Source organism: Luteipulveratus mongoliensis (assembly GCF_001190945.1).
Lineage (GTDB): Bacteria > Actinomycetota > Actinomycetes > Actinomycetales > Dermatophilaceae > Luteipulveratus > Luteipulveratus mongoliensis.
The window spans coordinates 3291500-3306452 of sequence record NZ_CP011112.1; the positions used below are offsets into that span (position 1 = coordinate 3291500).

Annotated in this window: 16 protein-coding genes; 6 read left to right on the top strand and 10 right to left on the bottom strand. The window is 68.1% G+C overall.

The annotated features are described in order from the left end of the window. The first annotated feature begins 14 nt into the window (after positions 1–14). Positions 15–767, top strand: a complete 753-nt coding sequence (locus tag VV02_RS15670; RefSeq protein ID WP_052592939.1) for an SDR family oxidoreductase — start codon at positions 15–17, stop codon at positions 765–767. A gap of 11 nt (positions 768–778) precedes the next feature. On the opposite strand, the gene VV02_RS15675 is transcribed toward VV02_RS15670, so the two are convergent. The 4 genes from VV02_RS15675 to VV02_RS15690 all read right to left on the bottom strand — a co-directional run bounded on the left by VV02_RS15675 (position 779) and on the right by VV02_RS15690 (position 3757). Continuing rightward, positions 779–2461 carry a serine/threonine-protein kinase gene (locus VV02_RS15675; protein ID WP_052592941.1) on the bottom strand — a complete coding sequence of 561 codons (1683 nt, stop codon included), beginning with the start codon at positions 2459–2461 and terminating at the stop codon, positions 779–781. A gap of 63 nt (positions 2462–2524) precedes the next feature. Beyond that, positions 2525–2935: a PadR family transcriptional regulator gene (locus VV02_RS27170; RefSeq protein WP_052592943.1), complete on the bottom strand. Its 411-nt coding sequence runs from the start codon at positions 2933–2935 to the stop codon at positions 2525–2527. Further along, the gene (locus VV02_RS27175) at positions 2932–3150 is read right to left on the bottom strand and encodes a hypothetical protein (protein WP_245633101.1); all 219 of its coding nucleotides are present in this window, start codon (positions 3148–3150) and stop codon (positions 2932–2934) included. The genes VV02_RS27170 and VV02_RS27175 overlap by 4 nt, the downstream gene beginning before the upstream one ends. Before the next feature lie 169 nt (positions 3151–3319). Further along, a complete protein-coding gene (locus tag VV02_RS15690; RefSeq protein ID WP_052597087.1) occupies positions 3320–3757 on the bottom strand; it encodes a VOC family protein in 438 nt (145 codons plus the stop codon). Between the two features lie 93 nt (positions 3758–3850). Here VV02_RS15690 and VV02_RS15695 point away from each other — a divergent pair, with 93 nt between their 5' ends. The 3 genes from VV02_RS15695 (at position 3851) to VV02_RS15705 (ending at position 7318) form a co-directional block, all read left to right on the top strand. Continuing rightward, positions 3851–5308: an FAD-binding oxidoreductase gene (locus VV02_RS15695; RefSeq protein ID WP_052592947.1), complete on the top strand. Its 1458-nt coding sequence runs from the start codon at positions 3851–3853 to the stop codon at positions 5306–5308. Between the two features lie 35 nt (positions 5309–5343). After that, entirely contained in the window at positions 5344–6735 is a 1392-nt protein-coding gene (locus tag VV02_RS15700) for an MFS transporter (RefSeq protein WP_083450210.1), read from the top strand. Positions 6736–6958: 223 nt separating this feature from the next. Further along, positions 6959–7318 (top strand): RNA polymerase-binding protein RbpA, encoded by a 360-nt coding sequence (locus tag VV02_RS15705; RefSeq protein WP_052597091.1) that lies wholly within the window; start codon positions 6959–6961, stop codon positions 7316–7318. 68 nt (positions 7319–7386) lie between these two features. On the opposite strand, the gene VV02_RS15710 is transcribed toward VV02_RS15705, so the two are convergent. From VV02_RS15710 to VV02_RS15725, 4 genes are all read right to left on the bottom strand, one after another. Further along, positions 7387–7959 carry an FxsA family protein gene (locus VV02_RS15710; RefSeq protein WP_052592949.1) on the bottom strand — a complete coding sequence of 191 codons (573 nt, stop codon included), beginning with the start codon at positions 7957–7959 and terminating at the stop codon, positions 7387–7389. 108 nt (positions 7960–8067) lie between these two features. After that, complete coding sequence (locus tag VV02_RS15715) at positions 8068–8865, bottom strand: polyprenol monophosphomannose synthase (protein ID WP_052592951.1); 798 nt, start codon at positions 8863–8865, stop codon at positions 8068–8070. Then, positions 8852–10432 (bottom strand): apolipoprotein N-acyltransferase, encoded by a 1581-nt coding sequence (gene lnt, locus VV02_RS15720; protein ID WP_052597093.1) that lies wholly within the window; start codon positions 10430–10432, stop codon positions 8852–8854. Before lnt ends, VV02_RS15715 begins: the two co-directional genes overlap by 14 nt. Positions 10433–10738: 306 nt before the next feature. Beyond that, positions 10739–12295 carry an amidohydrolase gene (locus VV02_RS15725; protein ID WP_052592953.1) on the bottom strand — a complete coding sequence of 519 codons (1557 nt, stop codon included), beginning with the start codon at positions 12293–12295 and terminating at the stop codon, positions 10739–10741. A gap of 80 nt (positions 12296–12375) precedes the next feature. On the opposite strand from VV02_RS15725, the gene ybaK reads away from it, so the two are divergent. Next, positions 12376–12873 (top strand): Cys-tRNA(Pro) deacylase, encoded by a 498-nt coding sequence (ybaK, locus tag VV02_RS15730; protein WP_052592955.1) that lies wholly within the window; start codon positions 12376–12378, stop codon positions 12871–12873. Positions 12874–12882: 9 nt separating this feature from the next. Here ybaK and VV02_RS15735 read toward each other — a convergent pair whose 3' ends face one another. Then, a complete protein-coding gene (locus tag VV02_RS15735) occupies positions 12883–13371 on the bottom strand; it encodes an Lrp/AsnC family transcriptional regulator (RefSeq protein ID WP_052592957.1) in 489 nt (162 codons plus the stop codon). 58 nt (positions 13372–13429) lie between these two features. Between VV02_RS15735 and VV02_RS15740 the strand changes: the two genes are divergently transcribed. Beyond that, positions 13430–14365 (top strand): 5'-3' exonuclease, encoded by a 936-nt coding sequence (locus VV02_RS15740; RefSeq protein ID WP_052592960.1) that lies wholly within the window; start codon positions 13430–13432, stop codon positions 14363–14365. A gap of 4 nt (positions 14366–14369) precedes the next feature. On the opposite strand, the gene VV02_RS15745 is transcribed toward VV02_RS15740, so the two are convergent. Then, entirely contained in the window at positions 14370–14921 is a 552-nt protein-coding gene (locus VV02_RS15745) for a PH domain-containing protein (RefSeq protein ID WP_052597095.1), read from the bottom strand. Positions 14922–14953: the final 32 nt, after the last annotated feature.

Genomic DNA, 14953 nt, shown 5'->3' on the forward strand with positions numbered 1-14953 from the left:
GCTATAGTTAAGTCATGAGTCCCTCCACTCCCCCAGCCCTGATCATCACGGGCGCCGGATCAGGCATCGGTCGGAGCACTGCGATCCGCCTGGCCGACCGCGACGACCAGCTCGTGCTCGTGGGCCGCCGCCCCGAGGCGCTTGATCGCGTCGCGGACGAGGTTGCCGGCCTGACCCGCGGTGGCCCCTCCCCCATGTCCGTCCCGTGCGACCTCGCCGATCCCGTCGCGGTGGAGGCACTCGCCGCCACGCTCGACGGGCGCGCAGTGTCGGGCCTCGTACTGGCCGCGGGAGGTGTCGCGTCGGCCGTCGATGGGCTGGGCCTTACCGCGGTCCGAGATGCCTGGCTGCGTCAGCTGGAGGTGAACATCATGACCTCGGTCCTGATCACGGAGGCGCTGCGCGACCAGCTGGCCGACGACGCGTCGATCATCGCCATCGGCTCGATCGCCGGCACTCGCGGTGGCGGCAGCTATGGAGCGGCGAAGGCGGCACTCGTGCCCTGGATCCGCGACCTGGCACGCGATCTCGGCCAACGCGGCATCAATGCCAACGTCATTGCGCCCGGGTATGTGGCCGGTACCGAGTTCTTCGGCGACAAGATGACCACGGACCGTCATGACCGTCTGGTCGGCGAGACCTTCGACCGACGACCGGCGAGGCCGGACGAGGTGGCCGGACTTGCGGCGTACTTGCTCTCAGCCGAGGGACATCACGTCACGGGGCAGGTCCTGCACCTCAACGGGGGCGCCGTCCTCGGCGGTTAGGTGCCCGCGCGTCAGCCCTCGTCGTACGCCGTCATCGGCTCGCGCAGCAGCGAGGTCGTGCCCCGATGGATCCACAGCTCGGCCGAGGAGATGTCGTAGGTGACGCCCTTGTTGTCGACCCGCCAGCCGCCCGACACCTTGACCGGATTGGCGATCTCGATCGCCTGCCCCGACTTGGTCGAGTGGCCGCGGTAGTAGTAGGCGCCGGTCTCCGTGCGACAGATGACGATCTTGGTCGACTTCGAGCTGGCCACCATCATCGCCGGATCGATGTAGTTGCAGCGCGCGGTGGGCGTCGAGACCCAACCCTGGTAGTCGTAGCCCGGACCCGACAGGCCCGGACCCGTGGTCGGGCTCGCCGTCGTCGGTGCAGCCGAGCTCGAAGACGTGGCGCTGGACGGCGGGTCGACCGGAGGGCCGGCCGGACCAGGGATCGATGGCGTGGCCGTGGTGGGCGCGGCGGTGCTCGTGGCGGTCGGCGCCGGCGCCGCATCGGTCAGCGACACGCTCGCGCCAGGGTTGTCCGCCTGCTTGTCGTCACCGGTGAACGTCGAGCGCACGATCAGACCCACGACACCGAGCACGGCGACCACCAGCACGGTCAGCAGGATGGGGATCACCGGGCTGCGCCGCTCCTGGTCGCGACGAGGGGCCTGCGTGACCATCGGCACGGGGTGCGCGGCCGGCTGGCGTGGATCGTACGGCGGTGGACCCGCGGCGTACGACTGCCCGGCCTGCCCCGGCGGCCGACCGGTCGGGTGCGGTGTCAGGTCGCGTCGCGGGATGGGCGCCGTGTGATGCGGGGACGGTGCGCCGGCACCGGCCTGCGCGATAACGGTGTTGGCCTCGGTGGCCTGGGCGCCGGACAGGGCAGCCTTGGCCGCAGCGGCGAGCTCGCCGGCCGTGCGCTGGCGCTCGGCAGGGTTCTTGGCGAGCGCACGCAGCAGCACGTGGTCGAGCCCCGGTGGCACCTGGGGGACGACAGAGCTGACCAGCGGCGGTGGCTGGTAGAGATGCGCCTTGATCTGGGCGCTGACCGTCCGTGACGGATAGGGCGTCGACCCGGTCAGGCACTCGTGGAGCAGACAGCCCAGGGAGTAGACGTCCGCCTGGCCGGAGACCGGAGCATCATCGAACCGTTCGGGTGCCATGTAGGCGAAGGAGCCGATAGCGCTGCCGTGCGTGGTGAGCTTGCTGTCGTTCTCGCGGCTGGCGATGCCGAAGTCTGCGAGGTAGGCGAAGTCGCTCTCCGTGAGCAGGACGTTCTCCGGCTTGACGTCGCGATGCACCAACCCGTCCGCATGTGCTGCGTCGAGCGCGGCCGCGATCTGGCCTGCGATGGCGACTGCGCGACCGGGGCGCAGGACGCGCTCCTCGCGCAGCACCGAGCGCAGGTCGCGACCGTTGACCAGCCGCATGTCGATGTAGAGCACACCGTCGATCTCACCGAAGTCATGGATCGGGATGACGTGTGGCTCCTGCAGCCGTGCCGCCGTGCGCGCCTCGCGGCGGAACCGCTCCTGGTAGTCCGGATCGCTGGCCAGCTCGACGGGCAGCAGCTTGAGCGCGACGGTGCGGTCCTTGACCGTGTCATAGGCGGCATAGACCTCGCCCATACCGCCGCGGCCCAGCAACGAGCGCAGCTCGTACGGACCGAACCGGTCACCGATGCGGGACGGTTTGTCCTCCCCCACGCCACCCCTCCCACGACAGAGCACCCGCGGCAGGATGCCGCGGGTGCCCAGGATAGTCAGGTGTCAGTCGGTGACGGTGGTCCCCGAGTCCCCGGCAAGGGTCCGGTAGACCGTCTTGCGAGTCTCGACCAGCAGGCTGCGAACCGCAGCGATCTGCTGCTCGTCGCCTCCGATCGCGACCTGCTGCACAGCCGCGCCGAGCTGGCCGACCTCGCGCTGCAGGTCGACGAACGCCTGGTGCGGGCTGGTGACCTTGTCCCACGGCTCATCGAGCTCGTCGGCGTGCGCCTCGACGTACGCCTTGCCCTCGTCGGTGAGAGCGAAGACCTTGCGGCTGCCCGAGTCGGAGTCCTCCGGCTGGATCAGACCCTCGTCCTCGAGGAGGCCGAGTGCCGGGTAGACCGAGCCGGGGCCCGGACGCCAGAGCCCGTCGGTGCGCTCGGCGACCGACTTGATGACCTGGTAACCGTTCATCGGCTGCTCGACGAGCAGCGCGAGGATGACATTGCGGACGTCCCCGCGGCGGCCACGGCCAGGGCCTCGACCCGGGCCGAAAGGGCCGCGACCGAGGTCGCCCCACTGCTCGCGGCGGCCACGGCCCCGGTGAGGGCCGCCTCCGCGATGACCCCCGCCGCGACCCGGACGTCCACGTCCGTGCTGCTCGCGAGGTGACTGGAAGGTGCTGTCATGTGAGTTGCGGTGCATGGTTGATCTCCGTTTCGTGGAGCGGGTGATCGTCTGCGGCACTCCCCCTGCCGGCGGTCGACCCGCGCTGTGTCGTGAGGCCCGTTGCCTCGAACGACCATCGACGGTATGTCGTCGATATACCGATACTATGCGCTCATCGATATATCGATGTCAACCCTGCGACTCGCGCAGCCATCGGCGCGAGGCCTCCACCAGGCCGTCTCCGAGCGGCGACGGGTTGTGCGCGATCTCCCAGCGGAAGCCGTCCGGGTCGACGAAGTAGCCGGTGTAGCCACCCCACTCGCGTCGCTCGCCGGCATGCACGGTGGCGCCCGCAGCGCGCGCGTCGGCGAGGACCGTGTCGACCTCGTCCGGCCCAGAAACGTTGTGCGCCAACGTGATTGGCGCTAGTCCAGAAGATGGCTCACCGACCTCGGCGACAAAGCTCTTGCGATCCCACAGGGCCAGAACGACACCCTGGGCGATGGGGAGAAAGAGCACGTCGTGCTCCTCGGCGACTGCCGACCAGCCGAGCCCTTCGATATAGAACCGACGAGCTGCTACGAGGTCTGCCACGGCCAACGTGATGAAGTTCACTCGTTGTTCCATCGTCCGACCGTACGACTGTCCAGCGACACCCGTCAGGGCCCGCACCACGGGCGTCTTGCCAACCGTGCAGGCCCGCCAGACGTCTCAAGAGGCATGAGCACGATCACGCGCAGAGCGCTTCTGGGGGGATCAGTCGGGGTTGGCGCAGTCACCGCCCTGGCGACACGTTCGTCGTACGCCGCACCAGGCGTACGGCTCACAGCAGCACCGACCACGGCGGACTGGACCGCCTTCGCACGCACGCTGAACGGGTCGGTGTTCTTGCCGGGCTCGTCGCAGTACGCCTCGACCAAGCTGTTGTTCAGCACCCGCTACGACGGGTCCACGCCGGCCGCCGTCGTGCAGGTCGCCAGCCAGGGGGACATCCAGAAGTCGATGGCCTTCGCGACGAGGTACGGCCTGAAAGTTGCCGCCCGTAGCGGCGGCCACTCCTACATCGGTGCGTCGGCGGCCAACGGGACGATGGTGCTCGACACCCGTCACTACGCCTGGGTGACCTACAACGCGAGCAACCAGACAGCACAGGTCTTTTCGGGCGCCGGTCTCTACACGGTCCACAACACACTCGCCGCACACGGACGTACGATCCCGACCGGCACCTGCCCGACGGTGGGGGCCGCCGGACTGACGATGGGTGGCGGCCTCGGCGTCGAGTCGCGGCAGTGGGGCCTGACCGCTGATCGGCTCACCAGCGTCAACCTGGTGCTCGCGGACGGCCGGTCGGTCACGGCGTCGGCGACCCAGAACTCCGACCTGTTCTGGGCCATGCGAGGTGGCGGCGGCGGCAACATCGCCTTCCTGACCGCGATGACGTTCAACACGCACGCGACGTCCTCCAAGGGGATCTTCTCGCTGACCTTCCCCTCCAGCGCCGCGTCGCAAGTCCTGACCCGCTGGAACACCTGGAACCGCGCCACCTACTACTCGCGCTGGTCCAACGTGCACGTGGATGCGCTCGGCAACGGAAACATCGCGGTGCGCATCCTCGGCGTCGTCAACGCCGGCGCCGAGCACACGGCTGCCGACAGCCTCATCAGCGCGATCGGCGTCCGACCGACGGCGAGCAGCTATCGCCAGCTCGGCTACATGGATGCGGTGCGCTACGTCGGTGGCGGTTCGACGTCCTCCCGCCAGGGCTTCGCTGGCGGCTCCGATGTGATCTGGACGCTGTCGAGCACGGTCGCCAATCTGATCCTCGGTGCAGTGTCCGCACGTTCTCGTGCCGGCCGCACGGGCTCGGCGCTGATCGATCCGCTGGACGGCGCGGTCAACCAACCGGCAGCAACCGCAACGGCATTCCCGTGGCGGGACCACACGGCGTCTGTCCAGTGGTACGTCGGCGTCACCTCGTCCAGTGCGTACACGTCCGCCTACTCCTGGATCAACCAGGCGCACACGATGATGGCCCCGCAGTCCGCGGGTGCCTACGTCAACTACCTCGAGACCGGGCAGGCCGCCTCCCGCTACTACGGGGTCAACCTGGCGCGGATGGCTCAGCTGCGCCAGACGTACGACCCGAACCGACGGTTGTACTCCGGTGTGACCATCTGACCGAACCGCGTCTCCACCTGTGCCAGAGTTCGTCCGTGACCGAGGCCGAGCTGGCGTACGCCCAGACCCTGACCCCGTCCGAGCAGGACCATCTCCAACGCCGTTGGTACTGGTACGACTGGGCGAACTCCGCATATGCCACCACCATCGCGGCGGTGCTGATCTCGCCGTACCTGACCGCGGTGGCCAAGGAGTCGGCGTGCCCAGGGATCGAGGACGGGCAGACCTGCCACACCAACCTCAATGTGCTCGGCGTGGGGATCGCGCCCGGGTCGCTGGCGCCGTTCACCATCACGGTGTCGACGCTGATCTCGGCCGTGGTGCTCATCTTCATCGGAGCGGTGGCCGACCGGTCGGAGCACCCGACGCGGCTGCTCGGGATCTTCTCCTGGGCGGGTGCCCTGACCGCCTGCATGATGTTCTTCATCAGCGGGACCAACTGGCAGCTCGGTGTCGTCCTGATCATCCTGGCCAACGTCTTCTTCGGCGCGTCGATGATCGTCTACGACGCGCTCCTGATCCGGATTGCGCCGCCCGACGACCGCGACCGCGTCTCGTCCCGCGGCTGGGCGTTCGGCTACCTGGGCGGTGGCATCCTGCTGGCGCTCAACCTGGTGCTGCTGAGCCTGCACGACACGTTGGGCATCTCGGAGGGCATGTCGGTCCGGATCAGTCTGCTGAGCGCCGGGTTGTGGTGGGCCGGCTTCGCGATCATTCCGGTCCTCGGGCTGGCCTCCCTGCGCGGCACCGTCGCGACACCCGTCGAGCGGTCCGCCGGCGTGGTGCGTGGCAGCATCACCCAGCTGGCTACGACATTCCGCGAGCTGAAGCACTATCCGCAGACGTTGAGCTTCTTGCTGGCGTACCTGTTCTTCAACGATGGCATCCAGACGGTTATCGGCAGCGCCAGTCTTTATGGCAAGGAACAGCTGAAGTTCTCCGACAGCCAGCTGGTGCAGACCATTCTGCTGGTCCAGTTCGTGGCGTTCGGTGGCGCGCTGCTCTTCGGCCGGCTGGCCAGGGAGCACGGCGCCAAGAAGCTCATCCTGTGGGGACTCGGCCTGTGGGTCCTCGTCGTCCTGGCGGCGTTCTTCCTGCCGGAGCGAGCCTTCATGCTGTGGCTCGCCCTCGGCCTGGCGATCGGCATCGTGCTCGGCGGCACGCAGGCTCTGTCGCGCTCGCTCTACAGCCAGCTCATCCCCCGCGGTCGCGAGTCGGAGTTCTTCAGCCTTTACCAGGCCATGGAGCGCGGTACGAGCTGGTTCGGAACATTGCTGTTCGGTCTCGTCTACCAGTTCGCGCACTCTTATCGACTGTCGATCGTTGCCCTCATGGTGTTCTTCGTACTCGGCGGATATCTGCTGTCCAAGTGCGACATCCGTGAGGGAATTCGGGCCGCAGGCAACCAGGTCCCGCGCGTCGTCTGATCAGGTCAAGCACGCCGGTGTGAAACCTGTCACACTGGCCAACCTGGGGGCGTCGTAAGGCGTCTATCACACCGACGGGTCGGGGAGGCTCGTTCCGCAGGTGTCGTTGCGGACAACTTTTGTCTGGTTTGTGGAACATCAACCGGAACTTGTCCGTTGCACCGCTTAGACCGCCGCAGCACAGGCAGTGCTCGCGGCACGGCAGACGTAGGGAGAGATGACCATGGCAGAGCGTTCACTTCGAGGGACGAACCTCAGCACGCTGTCGCTGGAGTCCGACGATGGTGTTGCGTTCAGCGAGCGTCAGATCGTCCGCTACTCCTGCTCGGAAGGCCACATCAGCGAGCTGCCGTTCTCGGTCGAGGCCGATGTACCGTCCCTCTGGGAGTGCCGGTGCGGCCTGGAGGCCAAGCTGATCGATGGGCCTGAGCCGGAGCGCAAGCCCACCAAGCCGCAGCGTACCCACTGGGACATGCTGCTGGAGCGTCGCTCCATCCCCGAGCTCGAAGAGCTCCTCGAGGAGCGCCTCGCTCTCCTCCGCGCCTCGCGTGGCGAGAAGCCGCGCCGCAAGCGCACCGCCTGACACTGACGACGAAGCCCCGCCGACCTCATGGTCTGCGGGGCTTCGTGCTGTCCGGTACGCCGGGTGGCTCAGTCCTCGTCCACGATCCGGCCCTCGATGACTCGGGGCTCGGACGGATCCGATGGCGCCGGACCAGGGCTGCGCGTCGGCGGCGTCTGATCGTCCTGGACCACCTGTCCCGGGACGACCCCGCCACCGAAGGAGCGGCCGGCACCGCCATAGACGCGGACGCCGGCTGCCTGCCAGACACCGCGGGCCGCGAGGAACGATGCGAGACGGCGCACGGGTCGGTGGCTGGCGGGAATGAGCAGGACGAGTCCGATGACAGCGGTGACGAAGCCCGGCACCAGGAGCAGGACTCCACCGATCACGTTGATGACCGCGTCCGAGGCGCTGCGCTCCGGAGCCTTGCCGGTTCGTCCCAGGTCGCGCATCTCGCGCCACGAGCGGCGGCCGGTCCGAGAGATCACGATCAGGCCGATGAACGACAGCACGAGCAGCGCCGGCAAGGTCCACCAGCCGATGGCGCGCGCGACGAGGATCAGCACGAGCACTTCGAGCAGGAGGACCAGCAGGGGCGCCGCGCGCAACAACCTGCCAAGCCCCGAACGGCGCCGCGGCCCTGAGGCGCTGTTGGCCATCATCGACTCCTCACACCCCGCGTCCGCCGGACCTCGTGGCCCGGCTCGGACGTACAGGTCCACCGTATGTCAGCACGGTGGAGGGCCCACTGGAGACCCGGCCACTCGTCAGCGGCGTCGGGTCAGCGAACGCAGCTGGTGCCAGCGGTACTCCGCGCCCCAACCCGTGATGCGGGTGAGTGACTCGCGGACGACGTTCTGGTCCATCTTGGAGTCACCGATCTCGCGCTCCACGAACCTGATCGGCACCTCGACGACCGTGAGGCCGGCGCGAGTGGTGCGCCAGGTCAGGTCGGTCTGGAAGCAGTAACCGGCCGAAGCCACCTCGTCCAGACCGATCTCTCGCAGGGCCGATGAACGGTAGACGCGGTAGCCCGCTGTCGCGTCCTTCACAGGCATACCCAGGAGCACCCGGATGTAGAGGTTGCCGCCGCGGCTGAGGGCCTCGCGATGCCATGGCCAGTTGACGACCGAGCCACCGGGGACCCAGCGCGAGCCGATCACCAGGTCGGCATCAGCTGCCGCCTCGAGCATGGCGGGCAACGACTCGGGAGGGTGCGAGCCGTCGGCATCCATCTCGACGAGGGCGTCGTAACCCTGCGCGAGACCTTCGGCGAAGCCCGCGAGGTAGGCGGCGCCGAGGCCCTCCTTGCCGGCCCGGTGCATGACCTTGATCTGAGGATCGTCACCGGCCAGCTCATCGGCGACTTTGCCCGTGCCGTCGGGCGAGCCGTCGTCGAGGACCAGGACATCCGCCTGTGGCACGGCAGCCCGCACCCGTCGCACGATGATCGGGAGGTTCTCACGCTCGTTGTAGGTCGGGATGAGGACGAGGACCCGGGACAGCGGTGATCTGTCGGGGGCGGACGCAGCGGAAGTCTCGGAGCGTCCCTCAGAGGCGGTCATGCACATCCTTCTCACGATGCGGCTGGAGGTTGGGATCCGCCGGCGGTGCCGTAGCGGGTCGAGCCCGCACCTTATCGTCGCGACGGCGGCGCGCGGCTCGAAAGAGCAGCAGCGCGGCCACAGCACACACGATCAGCTCCGGAGCCTGTCCCCAGCGATCAGCCAGAGTCATCCCCGAGCGGAGCGGGACCTGACCGACGAGAGCCTTGCGAGTGAAGAGCGACGACCGGTCGTGCACGACACCGTCGGGGGTGATGAGGCCGCTCACGCCCACCGTCGAGATGTGCACGACCGAACGGCCGTGCTCGATGGCGCGCAGGCGTGAGATCGCCAGCTGCTGCTCGGACTCCGCCGTACGGCCGAACGTCGCGTTGTTGGTCTGGACGGCCAGCAGCTGGGCGCCTCGTTGGACAGGCTCGCGAGTCAGACCGTCGTAGGCCACCTCGAAGCAGATGACCGGACCCACCTTGACCGTGCCCTCACGCGTCGGCACCGAGAACAGCCCGACACGGTCGCCCTGCACGAAGTCCTTGGTGACCAGGTCGACCTTCTTGCTGAAGATGCGGAAGAAGGATCGGTACGGGATGTACTCGGCGAACGGCACGGGGTGCTGCTTCACGTAGCGGTCGATGACACCTCGACCCGGCACGTAGAGCAGGGTGGCGTTGGAGACCTTGGGCGAGGGTTCCTGCAGCACCGCCCCGACCATCGTCGGCGCTCGGATGTCGGCGACCGCCGCGGTGATCTCACTCGCGGCGTCCGGATTGCGCAACGGGTCGATGTCGGAGGAGTTCTCCGGCCAGATGACGATGTCCGGCTGCGGGGTCCGCCCGGCTCGTACGTCGGTTGCGAGCTGTCGGGTCAGCCGGACGTGGTTGTCCAGCACCGCCCGTCGCTGGGAGTTGAAGTCGAGCCCGGCCTGCGGGACGTTGCCCTGGATGCCCGCGACGGTGATCGCCCGACCACCTGTCGCCACCGGCCACACCCAGGCGACCAGAAGGGTCGCTGCGATGGCCAGGAGCTGACGTACGGGCACGGGACGCTGCCGGCGGGAGCCGTGCACCCGGGCGACACCGATGGCCAGCCAGCCGCCGATGAGCGCCACCACGAACGTGATGCCGGGTGCTCCGGCCACGGACGCCAGGTGCATCAGTGTCGAGTCGGCCTGGGAGAAGGCGAGACGGGCCCAGGGGAAACCGCCGAACGGCACACTCCCCCGCAACCACTCCTGGGCGACCCACAGGCAGGCCACCGCCCACGGCCGAACCCTGCGGCTCTGGACCACCGCACAGGCCAGACCGAGGAAGGCGACGTAGACCGCCTCGGTGATGCTGAGTGCCAGCCAGGGCACCGCGCCGACGTAGACACCGCTCCAGTGCAGGGCCGGCGCGAAGCATCCGAGACCGGTGAGCATGCCGAGTCCGAGGCCGGCGCGCGCGGAGACTCCGACCGTTGCGAGGGCGAGACCGGCCACGCCGACGAACGCCAGCGGCCAGAGGTTGATCGTGGGAAGGGCGAGGAAGAGGCACAGCCCTGAGGCCACGGCGAGAGCAGTCCGACGCAGCACCACGACAGGTTAGGCGACGAGGCTGCGGAGGACCGACCTGGGCACACAGATGGGCCCACTCGCCGTTGGGGCCAGTCGTGCTCGGCACGCTGTTGTCTACTGAGCGAGGGGCCCATCCGTAGTCTGGTTGATGACCTCTGGAGAGGTAACCAGGCAAGCGAACATACCCCCACGATTCCCCGTGTCAACAGTCCACTGACCTGGCCTTTTACGCGTCGTCGCAGGTCAGGCGGGTTGTCGCGAATCCAGTTCTATCGCAATCTTTTTCTCGGTGACGGCGTGTCGCACAAAACACGCCGTGCCGTCTCACCCGGACGCTCCGAGCAGGGGCCGGCCCCGCACGACAGTCCGCACCGCCTGGGGCGCAGAGCCGTCGTCGTCGAGACGTGGCAGGCCCTCGGTCGAGTCCCAGATGACGTACGACGCAGGGCTCCCAGGGCGGAACCGCCCACCGTCGTCCTGGCCGGCCGCGGTGTGCCCTTGCGCGGTGTGCAGAGCCAGAGCGGTGCGAGCATCGATGCGCTGAACCGTGCTGTGGTGTCGCACGCAACCACGCATGGCTTCCCATGGAGCGAACGGTGTGACGGGGCTGTCCGACCCCAGAGCGACGACCACCCCGGCGCCCACCAGATCGGCGATCGGGTTGGCCGCCAGAGATCGCTCGGGGCCCAGCCGGGCGGCGTACATGCCCTCGGTCCCGCCCCAGAACGAGTCGAACGCAGGCTGCACGCTGGCGGTCACGCCGAGCTCGGCGAGAGCCCGGATGTGTTCGGGATGACACAGCTCTCCATGCTCAATCCTGTGTCGTACCAGTCTCATTCGGTCGGCGCCGACGTCGGCCTCGGCCATCCGCAAGCCTGCCACGAGGCAGTCCATCCCGGCGTCACCGATGACGTGGAACCCGGCCTGGAGGCCCGCGCGAGTGCAGGCGGCCACGTGGGCAGCAACGTCCGACTCGGCGAGATAGGTGTAGCCGCGGAGGTCGATGGCGTCGAGGTACGGCTCTCGTACGGCCGCGGTCCGGGAGCCGATGGACCCATCGACGTTGAGATCGCCGGCCAGCCCCTTGACTGAAAGCCGGGCCGCGAGCTCGGCTGCCTCGTGCTCGTCACTGACCAGCTGACCCCAATACGCAACAACATCAGGCAGTTCCGGCGACTCAGCGGCCGCTTGGACGTCTAGCAGGTCCTCCTCGCTGGTCAGCACCGGCGCGCCCATCTCGTGGAGACAGCCGATGCCGGCGCGGGCCGCCGCGCGGAGAGCGACCTCGATGAAGTGGCTCCGGTCTGCCGCGGTGATGCCCGCTCGATGGGCATCCCGCACGAGGTGGTGCGCGTCCCGTACGACCAGCCCGGTCCCGTCGGAACCTGGTGCGTGCCAGGCCTGTGCGCGACCCATGAGCGAGATGGACGCACTCGCGGAGTGCACATCGACACGAGTCGCGTAGACCTCGACGCCATCGCCGGCCCGATCGAGCTCCTCCGCCGTCATGGCTCGCTGCTCCGCCCAGTTGGTCTCGTCCCAGCTGTGGGCGTAGACCGGCCTGCCGGGACGACGCCGCGCACCAGCGGCAACGAGATCGAGCGCCTCCGTCACCGACCGAGCGGAGCCGAGGTCGACTCCCCCGAGGGCCTTCCCGGTGTCACTCGTGTGGACATGCGCATCAACGAATGGCGGTGTCACTAAACGACCTTCGAGGTCGATGACTTCCGCAGCATCATCGCTGTCCACCGTGGCATCGTCGCCGATCCATTCGATGACAGGGCCGCGAACCAGCATCGAGGTCGCCGTCGCCCCGCCGTCCGTGATCACGCCGCCGCGCAGGAGAGTCAGCACGTCGCGCGCAGGGTCAGGACCGCTCATAGGAGCAGTGTGCACAGCGAGTTCAGCCGCCCGTAGGCGAGGATGGTCGACGTGACTCCCCCAACCTCGGCAGGCCGCTGATGTCTCGCCGTCGCGATGCCGCCGGCACGCCTGCCATTCGGGCGCTCCTCGATGCGGATGTGCCGCACGAGGTGCGGGCGTACGAGCACGACCCGCGGACGACGTCGTACGGTCTCGAAGCCGCCGAGGCCCTGGGAGTCACGACAGATCGCGTCCTCAAGACGCTGCTCGCACAGACGGACGACGGCCTGGTGGTCGCCGTGATTCCGGTCGACTGCCAGCTCGATCTGAAAGCCGTTGCTGCTGCTTGCCATTCGAAGCGCGCGACGATGGCAGATCCGGCGGCGGCCGAGCGATCGTCCGGCTACGTCGTAGGCGGCATCAGCCCGTTGGGCCAACGTCGTGCGCTGCTCACGCTCGTGGAGGAGTCGGCGCTGACGCATACGACTGTCCTCGTGAGCGCCGGCCGTCGTGGCCTGGACGTCGAGCTGAGCCCGACCGACCTGGTGGCTCTCACGCGTGCCTCCGTCGTGGCCATCGCTCACCAGAAGCGTTGACACTGCTGGCTACTCAGCCTCGGACTCGCCCTCGGCGGCTGCGTCGTCCACCAGGTCGTGGCTCAACGGCGAGCGGTCCTCCCACGGCGTGCTCAGCACGACGGTCGTACGGGTCGTGACGGCCGCGGCGGCGCGCACCTCGGCCAGCAGCTCCTCCAGGGCCCCTGGCCCTGACACCCGCACCTTGAGGACGTAGCTCTCCTCACCCGCGACCGAGAAGCAGGAGTCGATGGCGGTGATACTGCGCAACCGGTCCGGTACGTCGTCGGGCGCCGCTGGGTCGAAAGGTGTCACCGAGATCAGCGCTGTCAGCGGCACATTGGCCTCGTCGTAGTCGACCAGCGCGCGATAGCCCTGGATCACGCCGCGCTCCTCCAGCCGTCGCACGCGCTGGTGTGCGGCTGAGGTGGACAGCCCTGTGCGCCGACCGAGGTCGGTGTAGCTCATCCGACCGTCACCGGCCAGGAGCTGCACGATTCGACGGTCCAGGGCTTCCATGACGGCACTGTACGACCGTCGGCCCGCTTCAGCCGCCAGAAGGTGACAGCATGTCCGCATGCCAAGCCGTCTGATGCTGCTGGACTCGGCGAGTCTGTACTTCCGCGCCTTCTTCGGCGTCCCGGATCGCAGGCCGACGCCGGACTCCCCACCCAACAACGCGATTCGCGGGTTTGCCGACATGATCGCGACCCTGATCACGACGTACCGACCCACCGACTTCGTGGCCTGCTGGGACAACGACTGGCGGCCCGAGTTCAGGGTGAACGCGATTCCGTCGTACAAGGCGCACCGGCTCGTCGAGGGCACCGAGACGCAGGAGGAGTCGCCGGACGACCTCACCCCGCAGGTGCCGGTGATTCGCGACCTGCTCGCGGCGTTCGGGATCACCCGGCTCGGTGTGGACGGCTACGAGGCCGACGATGTGATCGGCACCCTCGCGCATCGTGCCCACGGCACGTCCATCGTCGACGTCGTCACCGGCGATCGTGATCTCTTTCAGCTCGTCGATGACGAGCAGAGCGTGCGGATCATCTACACCGCCCGTGGCGGCGTGCGTGACCCCGACCTTGTCGACGAGTCATGGCTGCTGAACAAGTACGCCATCCCGGGCGGCCGGTCGTACGCCGAGATGTCGATGCTGCGCGGTGACACCAGTGACGGACTCCCCGGCGTACAGGGCATCGGTGAGAAGACCGCGGCGACGTTGATCAACAAGTACGGCAGCCTCGCCGCCATTCGTCAGGCCATCGCCGATGGTGATCCGCAGCTCAAGGGTGCGCAGCGCAAGCGCCTCGAGGCAGCGTCGGACTACCTCGACGTCGCACCGTTGGTCGTCAACGTGGCGCTCGATGTCGCCGTGCCCGACGACCTGCCGACGGCTCTGCCGATCGCGCCCGTCGATGTGGATGCCATCGAGCGGATCGCGCGGGACTACGACGCTGCTACGCCACTACGCCGGCTGGTTGAGGCGTTGGGAGCCCCGCGCAGCTGATCAGCTAGAACGGATTGGTCGGGGCGACCGGCCCACGCGGCGGCTCCCCCGGCGGGAACTCGCCGTCGTCCGAGCCGTCGTCGTGCTGGAAGAGCAGCTCGTTCATGGTGACGTGGACCTTCTCGACCTTGGGTACGTCGTACAGCTTGACGCCGGCCTTGTCGGTCGCGTCAGAGACGATCAGGGTGCCGCAGCCGAGGAGACGGTCGAGCAGGTCCTTCTCGTAGGTCACGTCGTTGATGCGGTAGAGCGGGATGTCCCGACCGGTGCGAGTGACGATGCCTTCGCGGGTGATGAGACGCCGGTTGGTCACGACGTAGATGCTGGTCCGCCAGCGCAGGAACGGGATGACCACCCAGAGCACGATGGCCAGTACGGCCACGGCCACGATGACGTAGACGATCCAGTCGTTCGAGCGGACCCACCACGCGAGCAGCAGCGCCGCCACGATCGTGAGCACCAGCACGATGAGCGGCACGACCATCTTCTTGATGTGGGTGCGCAGCTCCATGACCACGCGCTCGCCCTGGGCGAGCAACTTCGGTGAGAACGCCATGCCGGTCATCGTGCCAGGTCACGAGGCACAGC

Bases quoted from the DNA above. Each gene is read 5' to 3' on its own strand.
- VV02_RS15670 (WP_052592939.1), top strand. From the start codon at position 15: ATGAGTCCCTCCACTCCCCCAGCCCTGATCATCACGGGCGCCGGATCA.
- VV02_RS27170 (WP_052592943.1), bottom strand. From the start codon at position 2,935: ATGAACGGTTACCAGGTCATCAAGTCGGTCGCCGAGCGCACCGACGGG.
- VV02_RS27175 (WP_245633101.1), bottom strand. From the start codon at position 3,150: ATGACAGCACCTTCCAGTCACCTCGCGAGCAGCACGGACGTGGACGTC.
- VV02_RS15690 (WP_052597087.1), bottom strand. From the start codon at position 3,757: ATGGAACAACGAGTGAACTTCATCACGTTGGCCGTGGCAGACCTCGTA.
- VV02_RS15695 (WP_052592947.1), top strand. From the start codon at position 3,851: ATGAGCACGATCACGCGCAGAGCGCTTCTGGGGGGATCAGTCGGGGTT.
- VV02_RS15705 (WP_052597091.1), top strand. From the start codon at position 6,959: ATGGCAGAGCGTTCACTTCGAGGGACGAACCTCAGCACGCTGTCGCTG.
- VV02_RS15710 (WP_052592949.1), bottom strand. From the start codon at position 7,959: ATGGCCAACAGCGCCTCAGGGCCGCGGCGCCGTTCGGGGCTTGGCAGG.
- VV02_RS15715 (WP_052592951.1), bottom strand. From the start codon at position 8,865: ATGACCGCCTCTGAGGGACGCTCCGAGACTTCCGCTGCGTCCGCCCCC.
- VV02_RS15725 (WP_052592953.1), bottom strand. From the start codon at position 12,295: ATGAGCGGTCCTGACCCTGCGCGCGACGTGCTGACTCTCCTGCGCGGC.
- ybaK (WP_052592955.1), top strand. From the start codon at position 12,376: ATGTCTCGCCGTCGCGATGCCGCCGGCACGCCTGCCATTCGGGCGCTC.
- VV02_RS15735 (WP_052592957.1), bottom strand. From the start codon at position 13,371: ATGGAAGCCCTGGACCGTCGAATCGTGCAGCTCCTGGCCGGTGACGGT.
- VV02_RS15740 (WP_052592960.1), top strand. From the start codon at position 13,430: ATGCCAAGCCGTCTGATGCTGCTGGACTCGGCGAGTCTGTACTTCCGC.
- VV02_RS15745 (WP_052597095.1), bottom strand. From the start codon at position 14,921: ATGGCGTTCTCACCGAAGTTGCTCGCCCAGGGCGAGCGCGTGGTCATG.